The organism is Mycobacterium sp. IS-836 (assembly GCF_001954275.1).
Lineage (GTDB): Bacteria > Actinomycetota > Actinomycetes > Mycobacteriales > Mycobacteriaceae > Mycobacterium.
The window spans coordinates 1-17,710 of sequence record NZ_MBEU01000004.1 but is presented as its reverse complement, the minus strand read 5'-3'; the positions used below and the strand labels follow the sequence as shown (position 1 = coordinate 17,710).

General features: G+C 68.4%; 19 protein-coding genes and 2 pseudogenes. 6 read left to right on the top strand and 15 right to left on the bottom strand.

Annotation, left to right across the window (positions count from 1 at the left end):
• Positions 1 to 6: 6 nt before the first annotated feature.
• The gene (locus A5747_RS01775) at positions 7 to 1,221 is read right to left on the bottom strand and encodes an RIP metalloprotease (protein ID WP_076121957.1); all 1,215 of its coding nucleotides are present in this window, start codon (positions 1,219 to 1,221) and stop codon (positions 7 to 9) included.
• Entirely contained in the window at positions 1,218 to 2,426 is a 1,209-nt protein-coding gene (gene dxr, locus A5747_RS01770; RefSeq protein ID WP_076121955.1) for a 1-deoxy-D-xylulose-5-phosphate reductoisomerase, read from the bottom strand. Before dxr ends, A5747_RS01775 begins: the two co-directional genes overlap by 4 nt.
• 92 nt (positions 2,427 to 2,518) lie before the next feature.
• On the opposite strand from dxr, the gene A5747_RS01765 reads away from it, so the two are divergent.
• Positions 2,519 to 2,773 carry a DUF2631 domain-containing protein gene (locus A5747_RS01765; RefSeq protein ID WP_076121953.1) on the top strand — a complete coding sequence of 85 codons (255 nt, stop codon included), beginning with the start codon at positions 2,519 to 2,521 and terminating at the stop codon, positions 2,771 to 2,773.
• A 15-nt stretch (positions 2,774 to 2,788) separates the two neighbouring features.
• On the opposite strand, the gene A5747_RS01760 is transcribed toward A5747_RS01765, so the two are convergent.
• The 6 genes from A5747_RS01760 to pyrH all read right to left on the bottom strand — a co-directional run bounded on the left by A5747_RS01760 (position 2,789) and on the right by pyrH (position 7,670).
• Positions 2,789 to 3,655 (bottom strand): cytochrome c biogenesis CcdA family protein, encoded by an 867-nt coding sequence (locus A5747_RS01760; RefSeq protein WP_076121951.1) that lies wholly within the window; start codon positions 3,653 to 3,655, stop codon positions 2,789 to 2,791.
• Between the two features lie 4 nt (positions 3,656 to 3,659).
• A complete protein-coding gene (locus A5747_RS01755; protein WP_139333098.1) occupies positions 3,660 to 4,166 on the bottom strand; it encodes a protein disulfide oxidoreductase in 507 nt (168 codons plus the stop codon).
• Positions 4,167 to 4,211: 45 nt separating this feature from the next.
• The gene (rlmN, locus tag A5747_RS01750; RefSeq protein WP_076121946.1) at positions 4,212 to 5,315 is read right to left on the bottom strand and encodes a 23S rRNA (adenine(2503)-C(2))-methyltransferase RlmN; all 1,104 of its coding nucleotides are present in this window, start codon (positions 5,313 to 5,315) and stop codon (positions 4,212 to 4,214) included.
• A 62-nt stretch (positions 5,316 to 5,377) separates the two neighbouring features.
• Complete coding sequence (locus A5747_RS01745) at positions 5,378 to 6,310, bottom strand: phosphatidate cytidylyltransferase (RefSeq protein WP_369804968.1); 933 nt, start codon at positions 6,308 to 6,310, stop codon at positions 5,378 to 5,380.
• Between the two features lie 22 nt (positions 6,311 to 6,332).
• The gene (gene frr / locus A5747_RS01740; protein WP_076063527.1) at positions 6,333 to 6,890 is read right to left on the bottom strand and encodes a ribosome recycling factor; all 558 of its coding nucleotides are present in this window, start codon (positions 6,888 to 6,890) and stop codon (positions 6,333 to 6,335) included.
• A 27-nt stretch (positions 6,891 to 6,917) separates the two neighbouring features.
• Positions 6,918 to 7,670, bottom strand: a complete 753-nt coding sequence (gene pyrH, locus A5747_RS01735) for a UMP kinase (protein ID WP_076063525.1) — start codon at positions 7,668 to 7,670, stop codon at positions 6,918 to 6,920.
• A 290-nt stretch (positions 7,671 to 7,960) separates the two neighbouring features.
• Between pyrH and A5747_RS01730 the strand changes: the two genes are divergently transcribed.
• Positions 7,961 to 8,203 (top strand): CsbD family protein, encoded by a 243-nt coding sequence (locus A5747_RS01730; protein ID WP_139333097.1) that lies wholly within the window; start codon positions 7,961 to 7,963, stop codon positions 8,201 to 8,203.
• A 202-nt stretch (positions 8,204 to 8,405) separates the two neighbouring features.
• Positions 8,406 to 9,131 (top strand): winged helix-turn-helix domain-containing protein, encoded by a 726-nt coding sequence (locus A5747_RS01725; protein ID WP_076121941.1) that lies wholly within the window; start codon positions 8,406 to 8,408, stop codon positions 9,129 to 9,131.
• Between the two features lie 39 nt (positions 9,132 to 9,170).
• Here the strand turns inward: A5747_RS01725 and A5747_RS01720 are convergent, their stop codons facing one another.
• Together A5747_RS01720 and A5747_RS01715 are read right to left on the bottom strand one after the other, a co-directional pair.
• Complete coding sequence (locus A5747_RS01720; RefSeq protein WP_076121939.1) at positions 9,171 to 10,106, bottom strand: lysophospholipid acyltransferase family protein; 936 nt, start codon at positions 10,104 to 10,106, stop codon at positions 9,171 to 9,173.
• 94 nt (positions 10,107 to 10,200) lie between these two features.
• Positions 10,201 to 10,770, bottom strand: coding sequence for an MPT63 family protein (locus A5747_RS01715; protein WP_076121937.1), 570 nt, complete (start codon positions 10,768 to 10,770; stop codon positions 10,201 to 10,203).
• Positions 10,771 to 11,034: 264 nt separating this feature from the next.
• On the opposite strand from A5747_RS01715, the gene A5747_RS01710 reads away from it, so the two are divergent.
• Positions 11,035 to 11,874 (top strand): glucose 1-dehydrogenase, encoded by an 840-nt coding sequence (locus A5747_RS01710; RefSeq protein WP_076121931.1) that lies wholly within the window; start codon positions 11,035 to 11,037, stop codon positions 11,872 to 11,874.
• Between the two features lie 43 nt (positions 11,875 to 11,917).
• Positions 11,918 to 12,337 carry a MarR family winged helix-turn-helix transcriptional regulator gene (locus A5747_RS01705; protein WP_076121929.1) on the top strand — a complete coding sequence of 140 codons (420 nt, stop codon included), beginning with the start codon at positions 11,918 to 11,920 and terminating at the stop codon, positions 12,335 to 12,337.
• 1 nt (position 12,338) lies between these two features.
• On the opposite strand, the gene A5747_RS01700 is transcribed toward A5747_RS01705, so the two are convergent.
• Genes A5747_RS01700 through rpsB form a run of 3 tightly spaced genes read right to left on the bottom strand, consistent with a single transcriptional unit; the run spans position 12,339 to position 15,463 of the window.
• Positions 12,339 to 13,757, bottom strand: a complete 1,419-nt coding sequence (locus A5747_RS01700) for an amidase (protein WP_076121926.1) — start codon at positions 13,755 to 13,757, stop codon at positions 12,339 to 12,341.
• A 31-nt stretch (positions 13,758 to 13,788) separates the two neighbouring features.
• Positions 13,789 to 14,604, bottom strand: a complete 816-nt coding sequence (tsf, locus tag A5747_RS01695; protein WP_076121924.1) for a translation elongation factor Ts — start codon at positions 14,602 to 14,604, stop codon at positions 13,789 to 13,791.
• A gap of 1 nt (position 14,605) precedes the next feature.
• The gene (gene rpsB, locus A5747_RS01690) at positions 14,606 to 15,463 is read right to left on the bottom strand and encodes a 30S ribosomal protein S2 (RefSeq protein ID WP_076122157.1); all 858 of its coding nucleotides are present in this window, start codon (positions 15,461 to 15,463) and stop codon (positions 14,606 to 14,608) included.
• A gap of 279 nt (positions 15,464 to 15,742) precedes the next feature.
• On the opposite strand from rpsB, the pseudogene A5747_RS01685 reads away from it, so the two are divergent.
• A pseudogene (locus A5747_RS01685) lies at positions 15,743 to 16,186 on the top strand (M23 family metallopeptidase); the annotation flags it as partial.
• A gap of 71 nt (positions 16,187 to 16,257) precedes the next feature.
• Here A5747_RS01685 and A5747_RS01680 read toward each other — a convergent pair.
• Together A5747_RS01680 and A5747_RS01675 are read right to left on the bottom strand one after the other, a co-directional pair.
• Complete coding sequence (locus A5747_RS01680) at positions 16,258 to 17,154, bottom strand: tyrosine recombinase XerC (RefSeq protein WP_076121919.1); 897 nt, start codon at positions 17,152 to 17,154, stop codon at positions 16,258 to 16,260.
• Positions 17,155 to 17,186: 32 nt separating this feature from the next.
• Positions 17,187 to 17,642, bottom strand: a pseudogene (locus A5747_RS01675) (alpha-hydroxy-acid oxidizing protein); the annotation flags it as partial.
• Positions 17,643 to 17,710 lie beyond the last annotated feature (68 nt).

Genomic DNA, 17,710 nt, shown 5'->3' with positions numbered 1-17,710 from the left:
TCTCTACTACTGGAAGATCCGGATCGGGTTGACCACATCGGCCGTCACCGTCAGCAGCATGTAGCCGACCACGAACACCAGGACCACGTATGTCGCGGGCATCAGCTTGAGATAGTTCACCGGCGCGGCCGCGACCATGCCGCGGGCGGATCGGATGCTGTTGCGGATCTTTTCGAACACCGCGATCGCGATGTGGCCGCCGTCGAAGGGCAGCAGCGGCACCAGGTTGATCGCGCCCAGGATGAGGTTCAGCTGGGCCAGGAAGAACCAGAACGCCACCCACAGCCCGTGGTCGACGGTGTCGCCGCCGACGATGCTGGCGCCGACGACGCTCATCGGTGTCTGCGGGTCACGCTGTCCGCCGCCGATGGCATGCACCAGCGCACCGACTTTCGTGGGTATCGCGAGCAGCGCCTTACCCACCTCGGCGGTGAGGTCGCCGGTGAAGGTGAAGGTGGCGGGTATCGCGGAGAGCACGCCGTAGTGCGCGGGCGCGGACTTGACGGCGCCCACCCCGATCGCGCCCACCGTCGAGGCCTGGGGTTGGCCGCCCTGCCCGTTGGTCAAGAAGCGTTGGGTGGGCGTCACGTCGACGTAGGTGGTGATCGTGGTGCCACCTCGCTCGACGACGACCGGAACGGTGCCGTGCAATTTGCGCACCGCGGCGGCCATGTCCTCGAAGTTGGCGACCGGGGTGTCCCCGACCTTCACGACGACGTCGCCGGCGCGGATGCCGGCCAGCGCCGCCGGCCCGGGCCCGGTGCAGGCGCCGATCTTGCCCGGCGCCGTTTCCGGTGCGACACAAGCGGTTTCGCCGACGACGGCCCGGGTGGGCGGGTGCAGGTTGGGCAGCCCCCACACCAGTGCGATGCCGTAGATCAGCACGAGGCAGATGACGAAGTTCATGCCCGGGCCGGCGAACAGCACGGCGACACGCTTCCAGGTCGCCTGCTTGTACATGGCGCGGTCGGCCTCGTCGGGCGCCAGATCCTCGACCGGGGTCATGCCGGCGATGTCGCAGAAGCCGCCCAGCGGCGCGGCCTTGACGCCGTACTGGGTCTCGCCGCGCCGCGTCGACCACAAGGTGGGGCCGAAGCCGACGAAAAACCGGCGCACCTTCATGCCGGTGGCGCGCGCGACCCACATGTGGCCGCATTCGTGCAGGGCCACCGAGATCAGGATGGCGAGCGCGAACAGCGCAATGCCGATTGCGAACATCATCGGGCTGCTAGGACCTTTCTGACTGCGCGCTGCGCTCGCTCACGTGCCCAGCGCTGCGCGTCTAGTACGTCATCCACGGTAGCGGGTACCTCGCCCAAGTGGGGGGCCCATTGGTCCGCGGCGTGTAGCACGTCGGCGATCGTTCTCACGATGGCGGGGAAGCCGATCCGGCCGTCGAGAAACGCCTCGGCGGCCTCTTCGTTGGCCGCGTTGTAGACGGCGGTCATGCAGCCGCCGGTCGTCCCGGCGTGCCGGGCCAGCTCGACGGCCGGGAAGACGGCGCTGTCCAGCGGCTGGAATTCCCAGGTCGAAGCGGTGGTGAAATCGCAGGCGAGCGCGGCGCCGCCGACTCGCCGGGGCCAGCCCAACGCCAGCGAAATCGGCAGCTTCATGTCCGGGGGGCTGGCCTGGGCGATGGTCGAGCCGTCGACGAACGTGACCATCGAATGAACGATCGACTGGGGGTGCACCACGACCTCGATGCGGTCGTAGGGGATGCCGAACAGCAGGTGGGTCTCGATGAGTTCGAGTCCCTTGTTGACCAGCGACGCCGAGTTCAGCGTGTTCATCGGGCCCATCGACCAGGTCGGGTGGGCGCCGGCCTGCTCGGGGGTGACGGCCTCGAGGTCGGCGGCGGCCCAGCCGCGGAAGGGTCCGCCGGAGGCGGTGAGCACCAGCTTGGCGACCTCGTCGGGGTCGCCCCCGCGCAGGCACTGGGCCAGCGCGGAGTGCTCGGAGTCGACGGGCACGATCTGACCCGGTCGGGCCGCCCGCACGACCAGGGGCCCGCCGGCGACCAGCGATTCCTTGTTGGCCAGTGCCAGGCGCGCTCCCGACGCCAGCGCGGCCAGTGTCGGCCGCAGGCCCAAGGCCCCGACCAGCGCGTTGAGCACGACGTCGGCCTCGGTCTCCTCGACCAGCCGGGTGACCGCGTCGGGACCGCTGTAGGGGATGTGCCCGACTTCCTGGGCGGCACGCTCGGCCGCGCGATCGTCAGCGATCGCGATGTTGGTGACCCCGGTCTCGGCGCGCTGGCGCAGCAGCGTGTCCACGTTCGCGCCCCCGGCGGCCAGCCCCACCACCTCGAAGCGCTCCGGATTTGCGGCGATGACTTCCAGCGCCTGGGTGCCGATCGAGCCGGTACTGCCCAGCACCAGCACCCGCAGGCGGCCCTGGGCGTTTCCTTCGGTTGCCGGGTCGGTCACCCATTCATTGTGCCCCGCGCCCCGATGCCCGCGGGTCCTCGCGTATGCCAGAATCTCGGTTAAACCGATCCGATCCGAAAGGGAAAATCGCCGTGGCCAGTACCGAGGTGGAGCACTTCAACGGCGTCGACCCCGCCGAGGTGCCGTCGGCGGCGTGGGGGTGGAGCCGGATCAACCACCGCACCTGGCACGGCGTCGGGATATTCGCGGTCCTATTCCTGCTGGCGATGCTGCGCGGCAACCACGTCGGTCACGTCGAGAACTGGTACCTGATCGGGTTTGCCGCACTGACGCTCGTCGTTCTGGTGCGCGATCTGTGGGGCCGCCGGCGCGGCTGGATCAGGTAGGGCCGGGAAAGGGTTTCAGCGCCGCGCCCGCCGGTACCAGGCGCCGACGAGCGCGCCGGCGAGCAGCACGAACAGCGCGGCGACCCAGGGCCATCCGCCATGCTGGTGCACCCAGCCGGCCAGCAGTCCCTGCAGGCGCCCGGCCGCGCCGATCACCGCGTCGTGCGGATTCGCCCGGCCGTTGAATAACCGGAGCTCGTAGACGCCGTAGTAGGCCACGTACAGACCGACCACCACCAGCAGTGCTCCACCGATCCGGTTGACGAACGGCAGGATTCGCCGAATCCGGTCGGCCAACGCCGAACCGCCGATGGCCGCGGCGACGGCGAGCACGCCGACCACCGCGGTGAGGCCCGCGACGTAGGCCACATAGATCGCCACACCGTTGAGGATCGATCCGCCCCGAAAGCCCGCGCCGGTGACCGCCAGGAACGGACCGACGGTGCACGACAGCGAGGCGATCGCATAGCTGACGCCGTACCCGTACATGCCCACCAGCCACGACCCCTGCCGCGCGTTCGGCGCCCACCGCGGGCCCATCGCGCGCGCCGTCAACTCCCGACCGGACAGCAGCCAAACCCCAAGGGCGACAAGCACAACGCCGATCACGACCGTCCCGTAGGGCAGGTAGCGCTGCACCGTCGCGGCCGCCGATATGGTCAGCGCCCCGAACACGCCGAACACCGTCACGAAGCCGAGCGCCATCCCGGCGGTGGCCACTACTGCGCGGCCGATCGGCGGCCATGGCCCCAGCGACCGTGCAGCGGGTGGCTGCCCGCGCACCACCAGAAGTAGGTACGCGGGCAGCATCGCAAACCCGCACGGGTTGAGGGCCGCAACCAATCCGGCGGCGAAGGCCAGACCAATGAGGCCCTGGTTCACCGGGTCAGTGCGTCAGCGCGGCCACGCGGCCCGCCAGCTCGTCCTGTGGCATGGCCGCCGTCGGGTTATTGACGAATGTCGAGCTGCCGTCGGCCCGATAGAACACATAGGCCGGCTGCCAGGGCACGTTGTACCGGGCCCAGATCGCACCGTCGGCGTCGTTGAGATTGGGGAAGTTCAAGTTGTACTTGGACACGAAGTTCTGCATCGCGCCTACATCCGAGTGGGCGGCGATGCCGACGAAGGCGACTCCGGGATTGGCGGCGGCCACCTGGCCGACGCCGGGAGCTTCGGCGTTGCAGAACGGACACCACGGCGTCCAGAACCACAGCACCGCCGGCCTGCCCTGCAGGCTGGCGCCATTGAACGGCGCACCGCTGAGGGTCGTTGCGCTGAACTGCAGGCGCTCGTCGGCGGCCTTCGCGTGCGGCGCCTCGGCCAGGCCGAATATCAATGCGGCGGCAAAAACCGCTGCGGCAAACAATCTGAGCGGGGACAACAGGCGAATCATGGCACACCTCATTTGCTGGTTTATGTCTTAAAGACGCGCGAGGGGTCAGCGCGGTTCAGGCTGCGCGGCGAGCTGACCGCACGCGGCGCTGATCTCTCGGCCCCGGGTGTCTCGCACGGTGCATGACACTCCTTTCGCTCGGATCCGCCGGACAAACTCGCGCTCGACGGCCTTCGGGCTGGCGTCCCAATCGCTGCCCGGCGTCGGGTTGAGCGGAATGAGGTTCACGTGCACCAGCGGCCCAAGAGCCCGATGCAGCCGCTTGCCGAGCAGGTCGGCTCGCCAGGGCTGGTCGTTGACGTCGCGGATCAGCGCGTACTCGACCGATACCCGCCGCCCGGTGGCATCGGCGTAGTGCCGGGCCGCGTCGAGGGCCTCGCCGATCTTCCAGCGGTTGTTGACCGGCACCAGCGTGTCGCGCAGCTCGTCGTCGGGCGCGTGCAGCGACAACGCCAGCGTGACCCCCAGCCCCTCGTCGGCGAGCTTGCGGATCGCGGGAACCAGACCCACCGTCGACACCGTCACCGATCGGGCCGAGATGCCGAAACCGTGCGGCGGCGCCTCGACGATGCGCCGCACCGCGGCCAGCACCCTGGCGTAGTTCGCCAGCGGCTCACCCATGCCCATGAAGACGACGTTCGACAGCCGCTGGTCGCCGAAGTCGTCGCGCAGCGCCGCCGCTCCCGCACGCACCTGCTCGAGGATCTCGCCGGTGGACAGGTTGCGCGTCAGCCCGCCCTGACCCGTCGCGCAGAACGGGCACGCCATGCCGCAGCCGGCCTGCGACGAAATGCATAGCGTGTTGCGCTGCGGATAGCGCATCAGAACCGACTCGATCGTGGCGCCATCGATGGCCCGCCACAACGTCTTTCGGGTCTGGCCGGCATCGCAGGTGACCTCGGTGACCGCGGTGAGCAGCTTCGGGAACATCGTCTCGGCGACCCGGTCCCGCACGGCCGCCGGGAGGTCGGTCATCTGTCGCGGGTCGGCGAGCAAGCGGCCGTAGTACTGGTGCGCGAGCTGTTTGGCCCGAAACGCCGGCAAGCCCAGCTCCGCGACCGCCGACGCGCGGCCGGCCGCGTCGAGGTCGGCCAGGTGCCGCGGCGGCCTGCTCGGCCGGGGCTCGTCGAAAACCAGCTGTTGGACCATGATCTGTCCAGTATCGGCCACGCCGCGGGCTCCGGAACCTGGGGAAGCCCCCAGGGAAGGACCTAGGGAAGCAGCGTGAGCACGGCCCACGCCGCGGCGGCCGACGGGAGCACGCCGTCGAGGCGATCCATCAGGCCGCCGTGACCGGGCAGCAGCCGGCCCATGTCCTTGATGCCGAGGTCGCGCTTGACCTGCGACTCCACCAGGTCGCCGAGGGTGCAGGTGAGCACCAGGAGAACGCCCAGCAGCGCGCCGATCCACCACGCTTTGCCGGCCAGGAACGTCACGGACAGGGTCGCGGCGGTGACGCCGCAGACCAGCGAGCCGGCCAGCCCCTCCCAGGATTTCTTCGGGCTGATCGCCGGGACCATCGGGTGCTTCCCGAACAGCACCCCCACGGCGTACCCGCCCACGTCGGAGGCGACGACCGTCGCCATCAGGCAGAACACCCGCCCCGCGCCTTCCTTCGGGTGGTAGACCAGCAGCGCGGCGAACGAGGCGAACAGCGGCACCCAGACGGCCAGGAAGATCGTGGCCGACGCGTCCCGAAGGTAATGCGACGACGGCGGACCAGCGGACTGATCGTGGGGCCTGCTCTTGTCGTGCATGAACAGCCGCCAGAACATGCAGGCCACCACCATGGCCCCGAAGCCGGCCAACGCGCCCCGGGCGCCGTACGGCCACGTCAGCCAGACGGTGACCTGGCCGCCGACCAGCAGCGGGATGACCGGAATGACATAGCCGGCCTCCCGCAGCCGCCGCACCACCTCATGGCTGGAGAGCAGAATCGCCCCGGCGCACAGCACCACCCAATAGCGCGGCGCGAAGAACAGGGTCCCGACGACGAGTCCACCGGTGAACAGCCCCACCACGATCGCCGCGGGCAGGTCGCGGCCGGCCCGGGACGTCTTCTTCGCCGGCTGCGGGAGAGTGTTGTGCACCCCACGCGCCGGCTCCTCGGGCGGGATGCCTGCGGCGGCGTAGTTGGACGACACGGGGTTCGTTGCTGAGCGGCCGCTAGACCTCCAGCAGCTCGCCTTCTTTGTGCTTGACCAGCTCATCGATCTGGGTGACGTACTGATGGGTGGTCTTGTCCAAATCCTTTTCGGCGCGGCCCACCTCGTCCTCGCCGGCCTCGCCGTCCTTTCGGATGCGGTGCAGCTCTTCCATCGCCTTGCGGCGGATGTTGCGCACCGACACCCGGGCTTCCTCCCCCTTGTGCTTGGCCTGCTTGACCAGCTCGCGGCGGCGCTCCTCGGTGAGCTGCGGCACGGCCACCCGGATCAGGGTGCCGTCATTGGTGGGGTTGACCCCGAGGTCGGAGTTGCGAATCGCGGTCTCGATGGCGTGCAGCTGATTGGCCTCGTAGGGCTTGATGACCACGAGCCGGGCCTCGGGGACGTTGATGCTCGCCAGCTGCGTGATCGGCGTGTTGGTGCCGTAGTAGTCGATGACGATCCGGTTGAACATCCCCGGGTTGGCGCGGCCGGTTCGGATGGTTGACAAGTCGTCGCGAGCTACGGATACGGCCTTCTCCATTTTCTCTTCCGCGTCGAAGAGAGCCTCGTCAATCATCTGCGCCGCTCCTCATTTCTGCGCCCCTCAAGTGGTGACCAGCGTTCCGATCTTCTCACCAGCGACCGCCCGGGCGATATTGCCACTGGTCAGCAGGTTGAACACCAGGATCGGCATGCCATTGTCCATGCACAGGCTGAAGGCGGTGGCGTCGGCCACGCGCAGCCCGCGGTCGATGACCTCGCGGTGGCTGATCGCGGTGAGCAGCTCGGCGTCCGGGTTCTGCCGCGGGTCCTCCGAGAACACCCCGTCGACCGCCTTGGCCATCAAGACGACTTCCGCGCCGACCTCCAGCGCCCGCTGCGCGGCGGTGGTGTCCGTGGAGAAGTACGGCAGCCCCATGCCGGCGCCGAAGATCACCACCCTGCCCTTCTCCAGGTGGCGCACGGCGCGCAACGGCAGGTACGGCTCGGCCACCTGGCCCATCGTGATCGCGGTCTGGACCCGGGTCACGATGCCTTCCTTCTCCAGGAAGTCTTGCAGCGCAAGGCTATTCATCACGGTGCCGAGCATGCCCATGTAGTCCGACCGGGTGCGCTCCATGCCGCGCTGCTGAAGCTGCGCGCCGCGGAAGAAGTTGCCGCCACCGATCACGACGGCGACCTGCACCCCGTCGCGAACGACCTCCGCGATCTGGCGGGCCACCTGTGCCACGACGTCGGGATCCAGGCCCACCTGCCCGCCGCCGAACATCTCGCCACCGAGCTTGAGCAACACTCTCGAATACTTCGATCGGCCCATCGGTACACCGTTGGCGCTGGTTGGCTCGGGGTCCGTCATCACACTCCTCGCATGACAGTGCCATCCCGGACGACCTCACCCGGAACGGCATTTCACATCCTGCCTCATCGCAGCACAATCCGGCATGGGCGGGGTGCATTATCTGCTCGGTTGCCCGCACGAGCTGGTCGATGTTTGAGCATCCTGCGGCATGGGGAATCCGCATCCTTGCGGGCGAAATCGAGGTCTTGAGAATAAGGACCGGACCCGCGCTGACCGGGCCGACCGTTTGTGGATCGGCATTGGGCGTGAATCGCCCAAATAAGTACGCCACTGAGGAGGAATCATTCATGGCGGACACCAACAAATCCGGACCTGCCGAAGCCGTCAAGGGCGTCGTCGAGGACGCCAAGGGACGCGTCAAGGAGGCCGTCGGAGCCGTATCGGGTCGAGATGACCTCACCCGCGAGGGCCAGGCCCAGCAGGACAAGGCCGAGGCGCAGCGCAACGCGGCCAAGAAGGAGGCCGAGGCCGAGGCGGCGCGCGGCAGCGCGCAGGTGGCCGAGGAACGGCAGAAGTCTAACCAGAACTAGCGGCTTGTTTCCGCGGATGGGTCCGGCCCGGCCTCACGGGCCGGGCCCGTCGACTTTCTCCGGGCGCTCACCATTGCCGCCCGGCGGGGAAATTAAGGTGGCATAGTTCTGCCCTGAGGCGGGTATTCAGCGCTGCGCTGGCGGGACATCTCCATGGGAGGTGCCTACGGGTTCCATGACAGAACTGTCATGAATTTTGGAGATGTCTTTGGACGTACTACTACTCACCGATGCCGACGATTTCGAATCGGTATTACCGACGCTGAGTTCATTCGCACACAGCATGCGGCGCGCGCCGCTGGGCGATCACATTGACGGGCAGTGCGAAAAGGCCGACGTCGCGATCATCGATGCGCGTACCAACCTCACCGCGGCTCGCACCGCTTGCCGGCGCCTCACCACCAGCGCGCCGGGCACCGCGGTGCTGGCCGTCGTTACCCCGGCAAACGTCGTCACCATCGACGTCGACTGGAATTTCGATGACGTGATGCTGCCGGCGGGCAGCGCGGACGAGTTGCAGGCGCGCCTACGCCTGGCGGTCAAACGCCGGCGCAACGCGGTCGACGGCACACTGCGGTTCGGCGACCTCACTCTGCACCCGGCGAGTTTCACCGGGTCGCTCGCGGGCAGGGACCTCGGTCTGACGCTGACGGAGTTCAAACTGTTGAATTTCCTTGTGCAGCATGCGGGCCGGGCGTTCAGCCGCACCCGGTTGCTGCACGAGGTGTGGGGATACGACTGCAACGGCCGGGTCCGTACGGTCGACGTTCACGTGCGGCGACTGCGCGCCAAGCTCGGAACCGAATACGAATCGATGGTCGACACCGTGCGCGGTGTGGGCTACATGGCCGTGACACCGCCGCATCCGGAATGGATCGTCAACGAACCGGCGGCGCTGGGCTCGATCCCGACGGGCGCTCAAGCCTGACCTAAATGCCCTGTCCCACATGACCTTTCGGGTGTCCGGTCACGCGAAGAGCGGCAGTGCGCGCTTGCGCGCCAGGGCGTCCATGCCCTCCTGAATGCTGTCCTCCACCTCGCGGTACTTGCGGTCGACGTAGTCGTCGTCGTCGGCGCGGGCGGGGTCGCGGTCCAGCTCGACCACGGGCATGAACCGGGTCCTGATCTTGGCCGGCAGCGGCAGCTGCGGAAGCGCCGCCGGCGCGATGCCCCAGGGCAGCGAGACCGCCAGCGGGAACACTTTCAGCCGCAGCAGGCGGTCGAGTTGCAACGCCTTCGACAACCGGTCGCCGCGAATGAGCACCGGCATCGCGTCGGCACCGCCGACGGTGGCGATCGGCACGATCGGCACGCCGGCGCGAATCGCCATCTTCACGAACCCCGTGCGCCCCGCGAGGTTGGCGTGATCACGCTCGGTCCACGGGCGCAGCGAATCCACTTCGCCGCCCGGCCACAACGCCACGTCGCGCCCCTCGGCCAGCGCGGTGGCGATCGCGTCCGGGGCGGCCGGAAGCACCCCCATCGAGCGGAAGTAGCGCCCGATGAGCGGGATCGCCATCAACGCGTCGTGGGCGGTGCCGTGCAGCGGGCGGTCTTGCCCGAAGCGGCGCCACCATTGGATACCGACGGTCCACGCGTCCCAGACGAACGGCGCGCCCGAGTGAATCCCCACCAGCAGCGCCGGCGGCGGCGGGATGTTCTCCCAGCCGTCCATCTCCATGCGGAACCAATAGTCAACCAAGACGTTCCAGAAGAACTTCTGGCGCTGCAAAGTGGTTTCGTCCTGGCCGCTGAGGTCCCATTCGCCGGCACGCCCGGCCACCCAGCCGCTCAGCCCGCCGTCGGCGTCGCTGCGCTTCTCCCCCATCGTCGCGCGCGCCTGTTCGGCATGTCGCTGAGCTTGTTCACGGACGTCGGCTGGCCTGTGGTCGATGTCAGTCATATCAGCCGGATACCCCCTTCGGTCGTGAGAATTCCCGCATACGCAAACCTCCCCGCGCCAGCAGGTGTGGCGCAGGGAGATTCGTGCCAGCCGATTAGGTGTGCGCCGGCCCGTTGGGCGCCGGGCTAGGCAGCGCGCCGGGTGCCGGGCTCTGGTTCGGCGCGGCAGGCCCCGCGCCGCCAGGCACGTTCGACGTCCAGATCAGGACGTCTTGCATCCCGTCGTTGTACGCGACGCCGTTCGGCGGTGCGCCGGTCACGTCGAAGTACAGCGTGCCCGTCGATTCACTGCCCTGCGGGATGGGCGCCGGGTTAAGGCTGCCCGGGGCCTGCACCTTGTCGATCACGCGGTAGTTCTGACCGTTGGGCCCGCGGGCGATGAAGTCGTTAACCATCGGGGTAACGAGGCCGCTGTCCGACCTGGCGGTGATGTCAGCCTGGTAGAGCGTTCCCTTGGGCGTGTAGCCGGGGATCACCGCGTTGCTGGGTTGCAGGTTGCTCACGGTGTAGTTGGTGATCAGCGGCCCGTCCACGAGTTGTTCGCTGGTGCCGAAACCCTGGATGTTGGGCGGCGCAGCGTAGGCGGTCGCTGCGGCGAAAACGCTTGTCGCCGCAATTCCCCCGGCGGCAATAGCCGTCTTTACAGCAGTTTTGCTGACCTTCATGCTCAAATTTCCTTTCGTGTCGAACTGTCACCCCCTTGGGCAGGGTGCGACAACGGCATGGCAATTCGCATAACCCATTTGTCGCGGGGCTAAACGGGGCCAAACGCAAATTTCCCGATCTGCGCCTCGATTACCAGTAGGAATGGCCGGCATTCTTTTTGTGCCACATTGCGCCGCATGACGTTTCGCTTGGAACCACAGAATTAACAGCGGCACCAGAATCATCAGTTGATTAGCGGCCACCCCCGCGGGTAGCCGCAGCGTATGACTTTTACTGCGCAGCAACAGAGCCCGCCCGGGCTACAGGCCCGGATGGATCCCGTGCCCGATTGCGGCGAAACCAGTTACCGCGGCTCGGGCAAACTCACCGGCAAGCGGGCGATCGTCACCGGAGGTGACAGCGGAATCGGGCGGGCCGTCGCGATAGCGTTCGCCCGGGAGGGCGCCGACGTCCTCGTCTCCTACCTCAACGAGCACGATGACGCGCGCGATGTCGCCCGCTACGTCGAGGACGCGGGGCGCCGGTGCGTGCTGGTTCCAGGCGACCTCTCCGACGCGGCCCACTGCCGGGCGGTGGTCGAGCGGGCGGTCAAAGAATTCGGCGGCATCGACATCCTGGTCAACAACGCCGCATATCAAATGATGCACAAAAACCTGGAAGAGATCAGCGACGAAGAATGGGACTACACCTTCCGGCTCAATGTCGGTGCCTATTTCTACCTCGCGAAGGCCGCGCTGCCGCACATGCGCCCCGGGTCGTCGATCATCGGCAGTTCCTCGGTGAACTCCGACAGCCCCAACCCCACCCTGGCGCCCTACGCGGCGACCAAGGCGGCGATCGCCAACTTTTCGGCCAGCCTGGCTCAACTGTTGGGCGACAAAGGAATCCGCGTCAACAGCGTGGCACCCGGCCCCATCTGGACGCCGCTGATTCCGTCGACCATGCCCGCGGAAAGTGTGGAATCCTTCGGCGACAACGTGCCGCTCGGCCGTGCCGGCCAGCCGGCCGAGCTCGCCGGAATCTACGTGCTGTTGGCCTCCGATGATGCGAGCTACATTTCCGGTGCGCGGGTGGCCGTGACGGGCGGCCGGCCGATTCTGTAGATACGGTCGCTGCCGGCCCGCGACGTATGTCAATATCATTGACATGGGTCAGATCGAAGACGCCCCACTCGGTTTCCTGCTCTACCGGGTGGCGGCGGTACTGCGACCGGAGGTCTCCACGGTGTTGGGCCCGCTCGGGCTGACACTGCCCGAATTCGTTTGTATGCGGATCCTTTCGATGAACCCGGGCATGTCCAGCGCGGAATTGTCCCGCAACACCAACGTCACGCCGCAGGCCATGAACACGGTGCTGCGCAGGCTCGAAGAGATCGGCGCGGTGGCCCGACCGGAGTCGGTGTCCTCCGGGCGCGCATTGCCGGCCACGCTGACCGCCGCGGGCCGCACCCTATTGAAGCGCGCGGAGGGCGCGGTCCGGGTCGCCGATTCGCGCATCCTGGCCAAACTGACTGCGGCCCAGCAACGCGAGTTCAAACGGATGCTCGAAAAGCTCGGATCGGACTGAGTTACGTGGCCCCGTCGGGGTCCTGGATCCGCGCCCACGGCCGGGCCTCTTCGAGTTCGTAGGCCAGCTCCAGCAGCAGCGCTTCCTGCCCTATGTCGGCGGACAGCATCATGCCGGCGGGCATGCCATCCGCGGTCTGGGCCAGCGGCAGCGATATCGCCGGATCGCCGGTGACGTTCTGCCACGGCGTGAACGCCACCCAGTCGATCAGCCGCTGCATCAGCTGCTGATAGTCGGTCGGCGCGAGGTATCCGACCCGCGGGGTTTCGTCGGCGACCGTGGGCGTGAGCACCGCGTCGTAGTTGCGGAAGAACTCCGCGCTGCGGCGCCGCATCCTGCGCAGGCGCATGATCACGGCAGGCAACCGGTGCAGATTGCGGCTGGTGTGACGGTCCAGTCCCAGCGTCAGGGCGTCCAGCCGGGTGCGGTCGAACGTCTTGCCGAACAGCCGCCGCCCGGCGCGCACCTGCGCCAGCGCCAGGAATCCCCAATACAGCACGAAGTCGTCCGAGAACCCGGCCGGGGCCGGGGTCTCGTCGACATGTTCGACGCGGTGGCCCAGTTCCTCGAGCAGACTGGCCGTCTTCAGCGTCAGCTCGCGGAGCTGCGGGCTGCACTCCCGGTGCACCGAACGGGTCAACACCGCGATGCGCAGCCGCTGCCTGCCGGGGCCGGTGACGTCCCCGACCGGCGGCAGCTTGGGATTGCGCCAGACGCGCTCAGCCTCCCGATAGAACGCGGCGGTGTCACGCACCGAGCGGGTCAGCACGCCGTTGGTGACGATGCCTACCGGCATCCGGCGCAGCTCCGGATCCAGCGGCAGCCGGCCGCGCGACGGCTTCAACCCGACAAGTCCGTTGCAGGAGGCCGGAATTCGGATGGAGCCGCCGCCGTCATTGGCGTGCGCGATCGGCACCACGCCCGCCGCGACGAACGCGCCCGACCCCGACGACGAGGCACCTGCGGTGTAGTCGGTATCCCACGGGTTGCGCACCGGGCCCAGTCGGGGATGTTCGGCGGATGCGCTGAACCCGAATTCCGACATCTGCGTCTTGCCAAGCGCTGTCGGCCCGGTGACCAGATACAGCCGGGTGAACTCGCCGTCGGCGACGGCGTCGAACGGCGTCCAGGCGTCGGCGCCCCGCATCGTCGGCAGGCCGGCGACGTCGACGTTGTCCTTGATGAACGTCGGGACGCCGCTGAAGAAGCCCGTCGCACGAGAACCTGCCGCGGTGGCCCGAGCCTGGTCAAACGCCTTGTGCGCCAAGCCATTCAGGACCGGGTTGACGGCCTCGGTGCGGGAGATGGCGGCCTCGATGACATCGGCCCGGCTGACCCATTCCGCGCGGATGGCGGCGCTGAGGCCGACCGCGTCGAGATCGCCGAGGGCATCATCACCGAAAGCGTGCACGCGTCGCATAACAGTGACGCTAGCTGTTCGCCCCGGCCGGCTAGGCCTGACCCACCTCGAAGCGGACAAACCGCGTCACCGTGACGCCGGCCTCGTCGAGCAGCGCCTTGACGGTCTTCTTGCTGTCCGACACCGACGGCTGCTCGAGCAGCACCGCGTCCTTGAAGAAGCCGTTCAGCCGGCCCTCGACGATCTTGGGCAGCGCCTGCTCCGGCTTGCCCTCGGCCTTCGCGGTCTCCTCGGCGATGCGGCGTTCGCTGGCAACGACGTCTTCGGGTACGTCGTCGCGGGACAGGTAGCGGGCCTTGAGCGCGGCGATCTGCAGCGCGACGGTGTGCGCCGCCTCGGCGCCATCACCGGTGTACTCGACGAGCACGCCGACCGCGGGCGGCAGGTCGGCCGCACGCTTGTGCAGGTACGTCTCGACCTTGCCGTCGAAGTACTGCACGCGGCGCAGTTCCAGCTTTTCGCCGATCTTGGCCGACAGGTCCGCGATGGCCTGCTCGACGGTGGTGTCGCCGATCTTGGCGGCCTTCAGCGCGTCGACGTCGGTGGCCTTGGCGGCCAACGCCGCGCCGACGACCTGGTCTGCCAGGGCCTGGAATTCGGCGTTCTTGGCGACGAAGTCGGTCTCCGAGTTGAGCTCGATCAGCGCGCCGTCCTTGGCCGCGACGAGGCCCTCGGCCGTGGCGCGCTCGGCGCGCTTGCCGACGTCCTTGGCGCCCTTGATCCGCAGCGCCTCGACGGCCTTGTCGAAGTCGCCGTCGCTGTCGGCCAGCGCGTTCTTGCAGTCGAGCATGCCGGCACCGGTGAGCTCCCGAAGCCGCTTGACGTCGGCGGCGGTGAAGTTCGCCATATCAGCCTTCCGTGGGTGTTGATTCGGTTGCGCCCGCAGCGGCGTCGTTGCCCGCGGAGGGGGTGGCAGCGGGGGTGGCGCTGGCGGTCGCCGAGGCCAGCAGTTCCTGCTCCCATTCGGCGAGCGGCTCGGCGGCTTCCGCCTCCGGCTTGCCGTCACCGCGGCCCAGGCCGGCGCGGGCCTGCAGGCCCTCGGCGACCGCGGAGGCGATCACCTTGGTGAGCAGGGCGGCCGAGCGGATCGCGTCGTCGTTGCCCGGGATCGGGTAGTCGACCTCGTCGGGGTCGCAGTTGGTGTCCAGGATCGCGATCACCGGGATGCCCAGTTTGCGGGCCTCGCCGACGGCGATGTGCTCCTTGTTGGTGTCGACGACCCAGACGGCCGACGGCACCTTGTTCATGTCGCGGATGCCGCCCAGGCTGCGTTCCAGCTTGTTCTTCTCCCGCGTCAGGCCCAAGATCTCCTTCTTGGTGCGGCCCTCGAAGCCGCCGGTCTGCTCCATCGCCTCCAGCTCCTTGAGGCGCTGCAGCCGCTTGTGCACGGTGGAGAAGTTGGTGAGCATGCCGCCCAGCCAGCGCTGGTTCACGTACGGCATGCCGACGCGGGTCGCTTCGGCGGCGACCGATTCCTGCGCCTGCTTCTTGGTGCCGACGAACAGCACGGTGCCTCCGTGGGCGACGGTTTCCTTCACGAATTCGTACGCCTTGTCGATGAAGGTCAGCGTCTGCTGCAGGTCGATGATGTAGATGCCGTTGCGGTCGGTGAAGATGAACCGCTTCATCTTGGGATTCCAGCGACGGGTCTGATGCCCGAAGTGGGTGCCGCTGTCAAGCAGCTGCTTCATGGTTACAACAGCCATTACGGCCAGTCCTTTTTCTCGGTTGTCGCCCGGCATCGGGTGAAGCCGGGCCCTGGTGCCTGCTGAGATGTCGAACCCTTAATCGGGACCGCTCGACATCCGGTTGTTGCGCAGACACGCGAAGTCAGCCCGTTTACACGGACCGCGGGAAGGAGTTTACACCGTTCAGCCAGGTGCTTTGACGGTGCTTGTCCACAGCGCTGACTGGCCCGATCTTCGGCATTGCGCTGAACTGCACGAGTGCGGTGGACGGCGCTGCTGGCGACCCTGGCCCTGGTCACCGCGGTGCCGGCGGCCGCCGACGACGTTCGGTTGGATTGGCCGTTGCGGCCGCCGCCGGCGGTCTCCCGCGGATTCGACGCGCCCTCACCCGACTGGAATCCCGGGCATCGCGGGGTGGACCTGCCCGGCGCCCCCGGCCAGCCGGTCTACGCGGCGGGTCAGGCGACCGTGGTGTTCGCCGGGATGCTGGCCGGGCGGCCGGTGGTGTCGCTCGCCCATCCCGGCGGATTGCACACCAGCTACGAACCGGTCCGGGCGGCGGTGCGGGCCGGCCAGCCGGTGACGGCGTCGACGGTGCTGGGCGAGCTGGTCGCCGGTCACCCCGGCTGCCGGGCCGCGGCGTGTTTGCATTGGGGCGCGATGTGGGGCCCCGCGTCGGGCGCGCACTACGTCGATCCGCTGGGCCTGTTGAAGTCGACCCGCATCCGCCTCAAGCCGCTGGACGGCTAGTCGCGTGGTCGAGGGTGCAGCTGTGGCGCCCTGGACGCACACCGGGCGCCGCCGGTGCACACTCAGGCTCGCGGGTGGGCCTGGTCGTGCACGGCACGCAGCCGAGACACCGCGACGTGGGTGTACAGCTGGGTGGTCGCCAGGCTGGAATGGCCGAGCAACTCCTGGACGACGCGCAGGTCGGCCCCGCCTTCGAGCAGGTGGGTGGCCGCGCTGTGCCGCAGGCCGTGCGGACCCATGTCGGGGGCGCCGCTGACCGCGGCGACGGTCTGGTGCACGACCGTGCGGGCCTGGCGCACATCGAGCCGGCGGCCCCGCGCGCCGAGCAGCAGCGCCGGCCCGGACTCCGCGGTGAGCAGCGCCGGACGCCCGTCGTCCAGCCAGGCCCGCAGCGCGTCGGCGGCGGGCACCCCGAAGGGCACCGTCCGCTGCTTGTTGCCCTTGCCGAGGACCCGCACCAGCCGCTGCCGGAAGTCGACGTCGTCGATGTCCAGGCCGCACAACTCGCTCACCCGAATACCGGTGGCGTACAGCATCTCGACGATCAGCCGGTCCCGCAGCGCCAATGGATCTCCTTGCTGCGCACCGGATTTCGCGGCGGCCATGGCGTCCAGCGCCTGGTCCTGGCGCAGCACCGCGGGCAGCGTGCGGTGCGCCTTGGGCATTTGCAGCCGGGCGCCGGGGTCGGTCGTCAGCAGTCCGCGCCGCGTTGCCCACGCGGTGAACGCCCTGATCGCCGAGGTGCGACGGGCCAGGGTCGTGCGGGCGGCGCCGGCGCTGGCCGCCCCGGCCAGCCACGTCCGCAGCACGGGCAGGCTCAAGCCGTCCAGGCCGATGCCGCGTCCGTCCAGGAATTCGAACAGCGAGCGCACGTCGCCCAGGTAGGCGCGACGGGTGTGCGCCGAGCGACCGCATTGCAGCGCCAGGTACTCGTCGAACTCCTCGAGGATCGCCTGCATTCCCCCACGGTCGCAGGCGCGCCGGTCGCCGCTTAGTCGACGCGCCGCAGCGTGTCCGGGGTGAGATCTTTGAGCGTGGGATAGCCGTCGACGGCCATGATCAGGTCCGCTTCGGCCAGCAGCGTGCGCAGCACGTGCACGACGCCGTCGACGCCGCCGAGCGCCAGGCCGTAGGCGTACGGGCGGCCGACGCCCACCGCGGTGGCGCCCAGCGCCAGCGCCTTGATGACGTCGGCGCCGCTGCGGATGCCCGAGTCGAACAAAACCGGCAGGCCATCGGCCGCCTCAACCACCGCCGGCAGGCAATCGATGGCGGGCAGGCCGCCGTTGGCTTGGCGCCCGCCGTGGTTGGAGCAGTAGATGCCGTCGACACCGCCGTCCCGGGCGCGCCGGGCGTCGTCGGGGTGACAGATGCCCTTCAGGAGCAACGGCAGCTCGGTCAGCGAGCGCAGCCACGCGAGGTCGTCCCAGGTCAAAGCGTTCCGGAAAATGCGGTTAGGGCATACCTAACAAATGCGCTGTTTTGCCTAGATAGAGGATTGCATTGCTGCGACAA

Excerpts from the sequence above, each read along its gene's own strand:
- A5747_RS01775 (WP_076121957.1), bottom strand. The coding sequence starts at position 1,221 with ATGATGTTCGCAATCGGCATTGCGCTGTTCGCGCTCGCCATCCTGATC.
- A5747_RS01755 (WP_139333098.1), bottom strand. The coding sequence starts at position 4,166 with ATGATTCGCCTGTTGTCCCCGCTCAGATTGTTTGCCGCAGCGGTTTTT.
- rlmN (WP_076121946.1), bottom strand. The coding sequence starts at position 5,315 with ATGGTCCAACAGCTGGTTTTCGACGAGCCCCGGCCGAGCAGGCCGCCG.
- frr (WP_076063527.1), bottom strand. The coding sequence starts at position 6,890 with ATGATTGACGAGGCTCTCTTCGACGCGGAAGAGAAAATGGAGAAGGCC.
- pyrH (WP_076063525.1), bottom strand. The coding sequence starts at position 7,670 with ATGACGGACCCCGAGCCAACCAGCGCCAACGGTGTACCGATGGGCCGA.
- A5747_RS01730 (WP_139333097.1), top strand. The coding sequence starts at position 7,961 with ATGGCGGACACCAACAAATCCGGACCTGCCGAAGCCGTCAAGGGCGTC.
- A5747_RS01725 (WP_076121941.1), top strand. The coding sequence starts at position 8,406 with ATGTCTTTGGACGTACTACTACTCACCGATGCCGACGATTTCGAATCG.
- A5747_RS01720 (WP_076121939.1), bottom strand. The coding sequence starts at position 10,106 with ATGACTGACATCGACCACAGGCCAGCCGACGTCCGTGAACAAGCTCAG.
- A5747_RS01715 (WP_076121937.1), bottom strand. The coding sequence starts at position 10,770 with ATGAAGGTCAGCAAAACTGCTGTAAAGACGGCTATTGCCGCCGGGGGA.
- A5747_RS01710 (WP_076121931.1), top strand. The coding sequence starts at position 11,035 with ATGACTTTTACTGCGCAGCAACAGAGCCCGCCCGGGCTACAGGCCCGG.
- A5747_RS01705 (WP_076121929.1), top strand. The coding sequence starts at position 11,918 with ATGGGTCAGATCGAAGACGCCCCACTCGGTTTCCTGCTCTACCGGGTG.
- A5747_RS01700 (WP_076121926.1), bottom strand. The coding sequence starts at position 13,757 with ATGCGACGCGTGCACGCTTTCGGTGATGATGCCCTCGGCGATCTCGAC.
- tsf (WP_076121924.1), bottom strand. The coding sequence starts at position 14,604 with ATGGCGAACTTCACCGCCGCCGACGTCAAGCGGCTTCGGGAGCTCACC.
- rpsB (WP_076122157.1), bottom strand. The coding sequence starts at position 15,463 with ATGGCTGTTGTAACCATGAAGCAGCTGCTTGACAGCGGCACCCACTTC.
- A5747_RS01680 (WP_076121919.1), bottom strand. The coding sequence starts at position 17,154 with ATGCAGGCGATCCTCGAGGAGTTCGACGAGTACCTGGCGCTGCAATGC.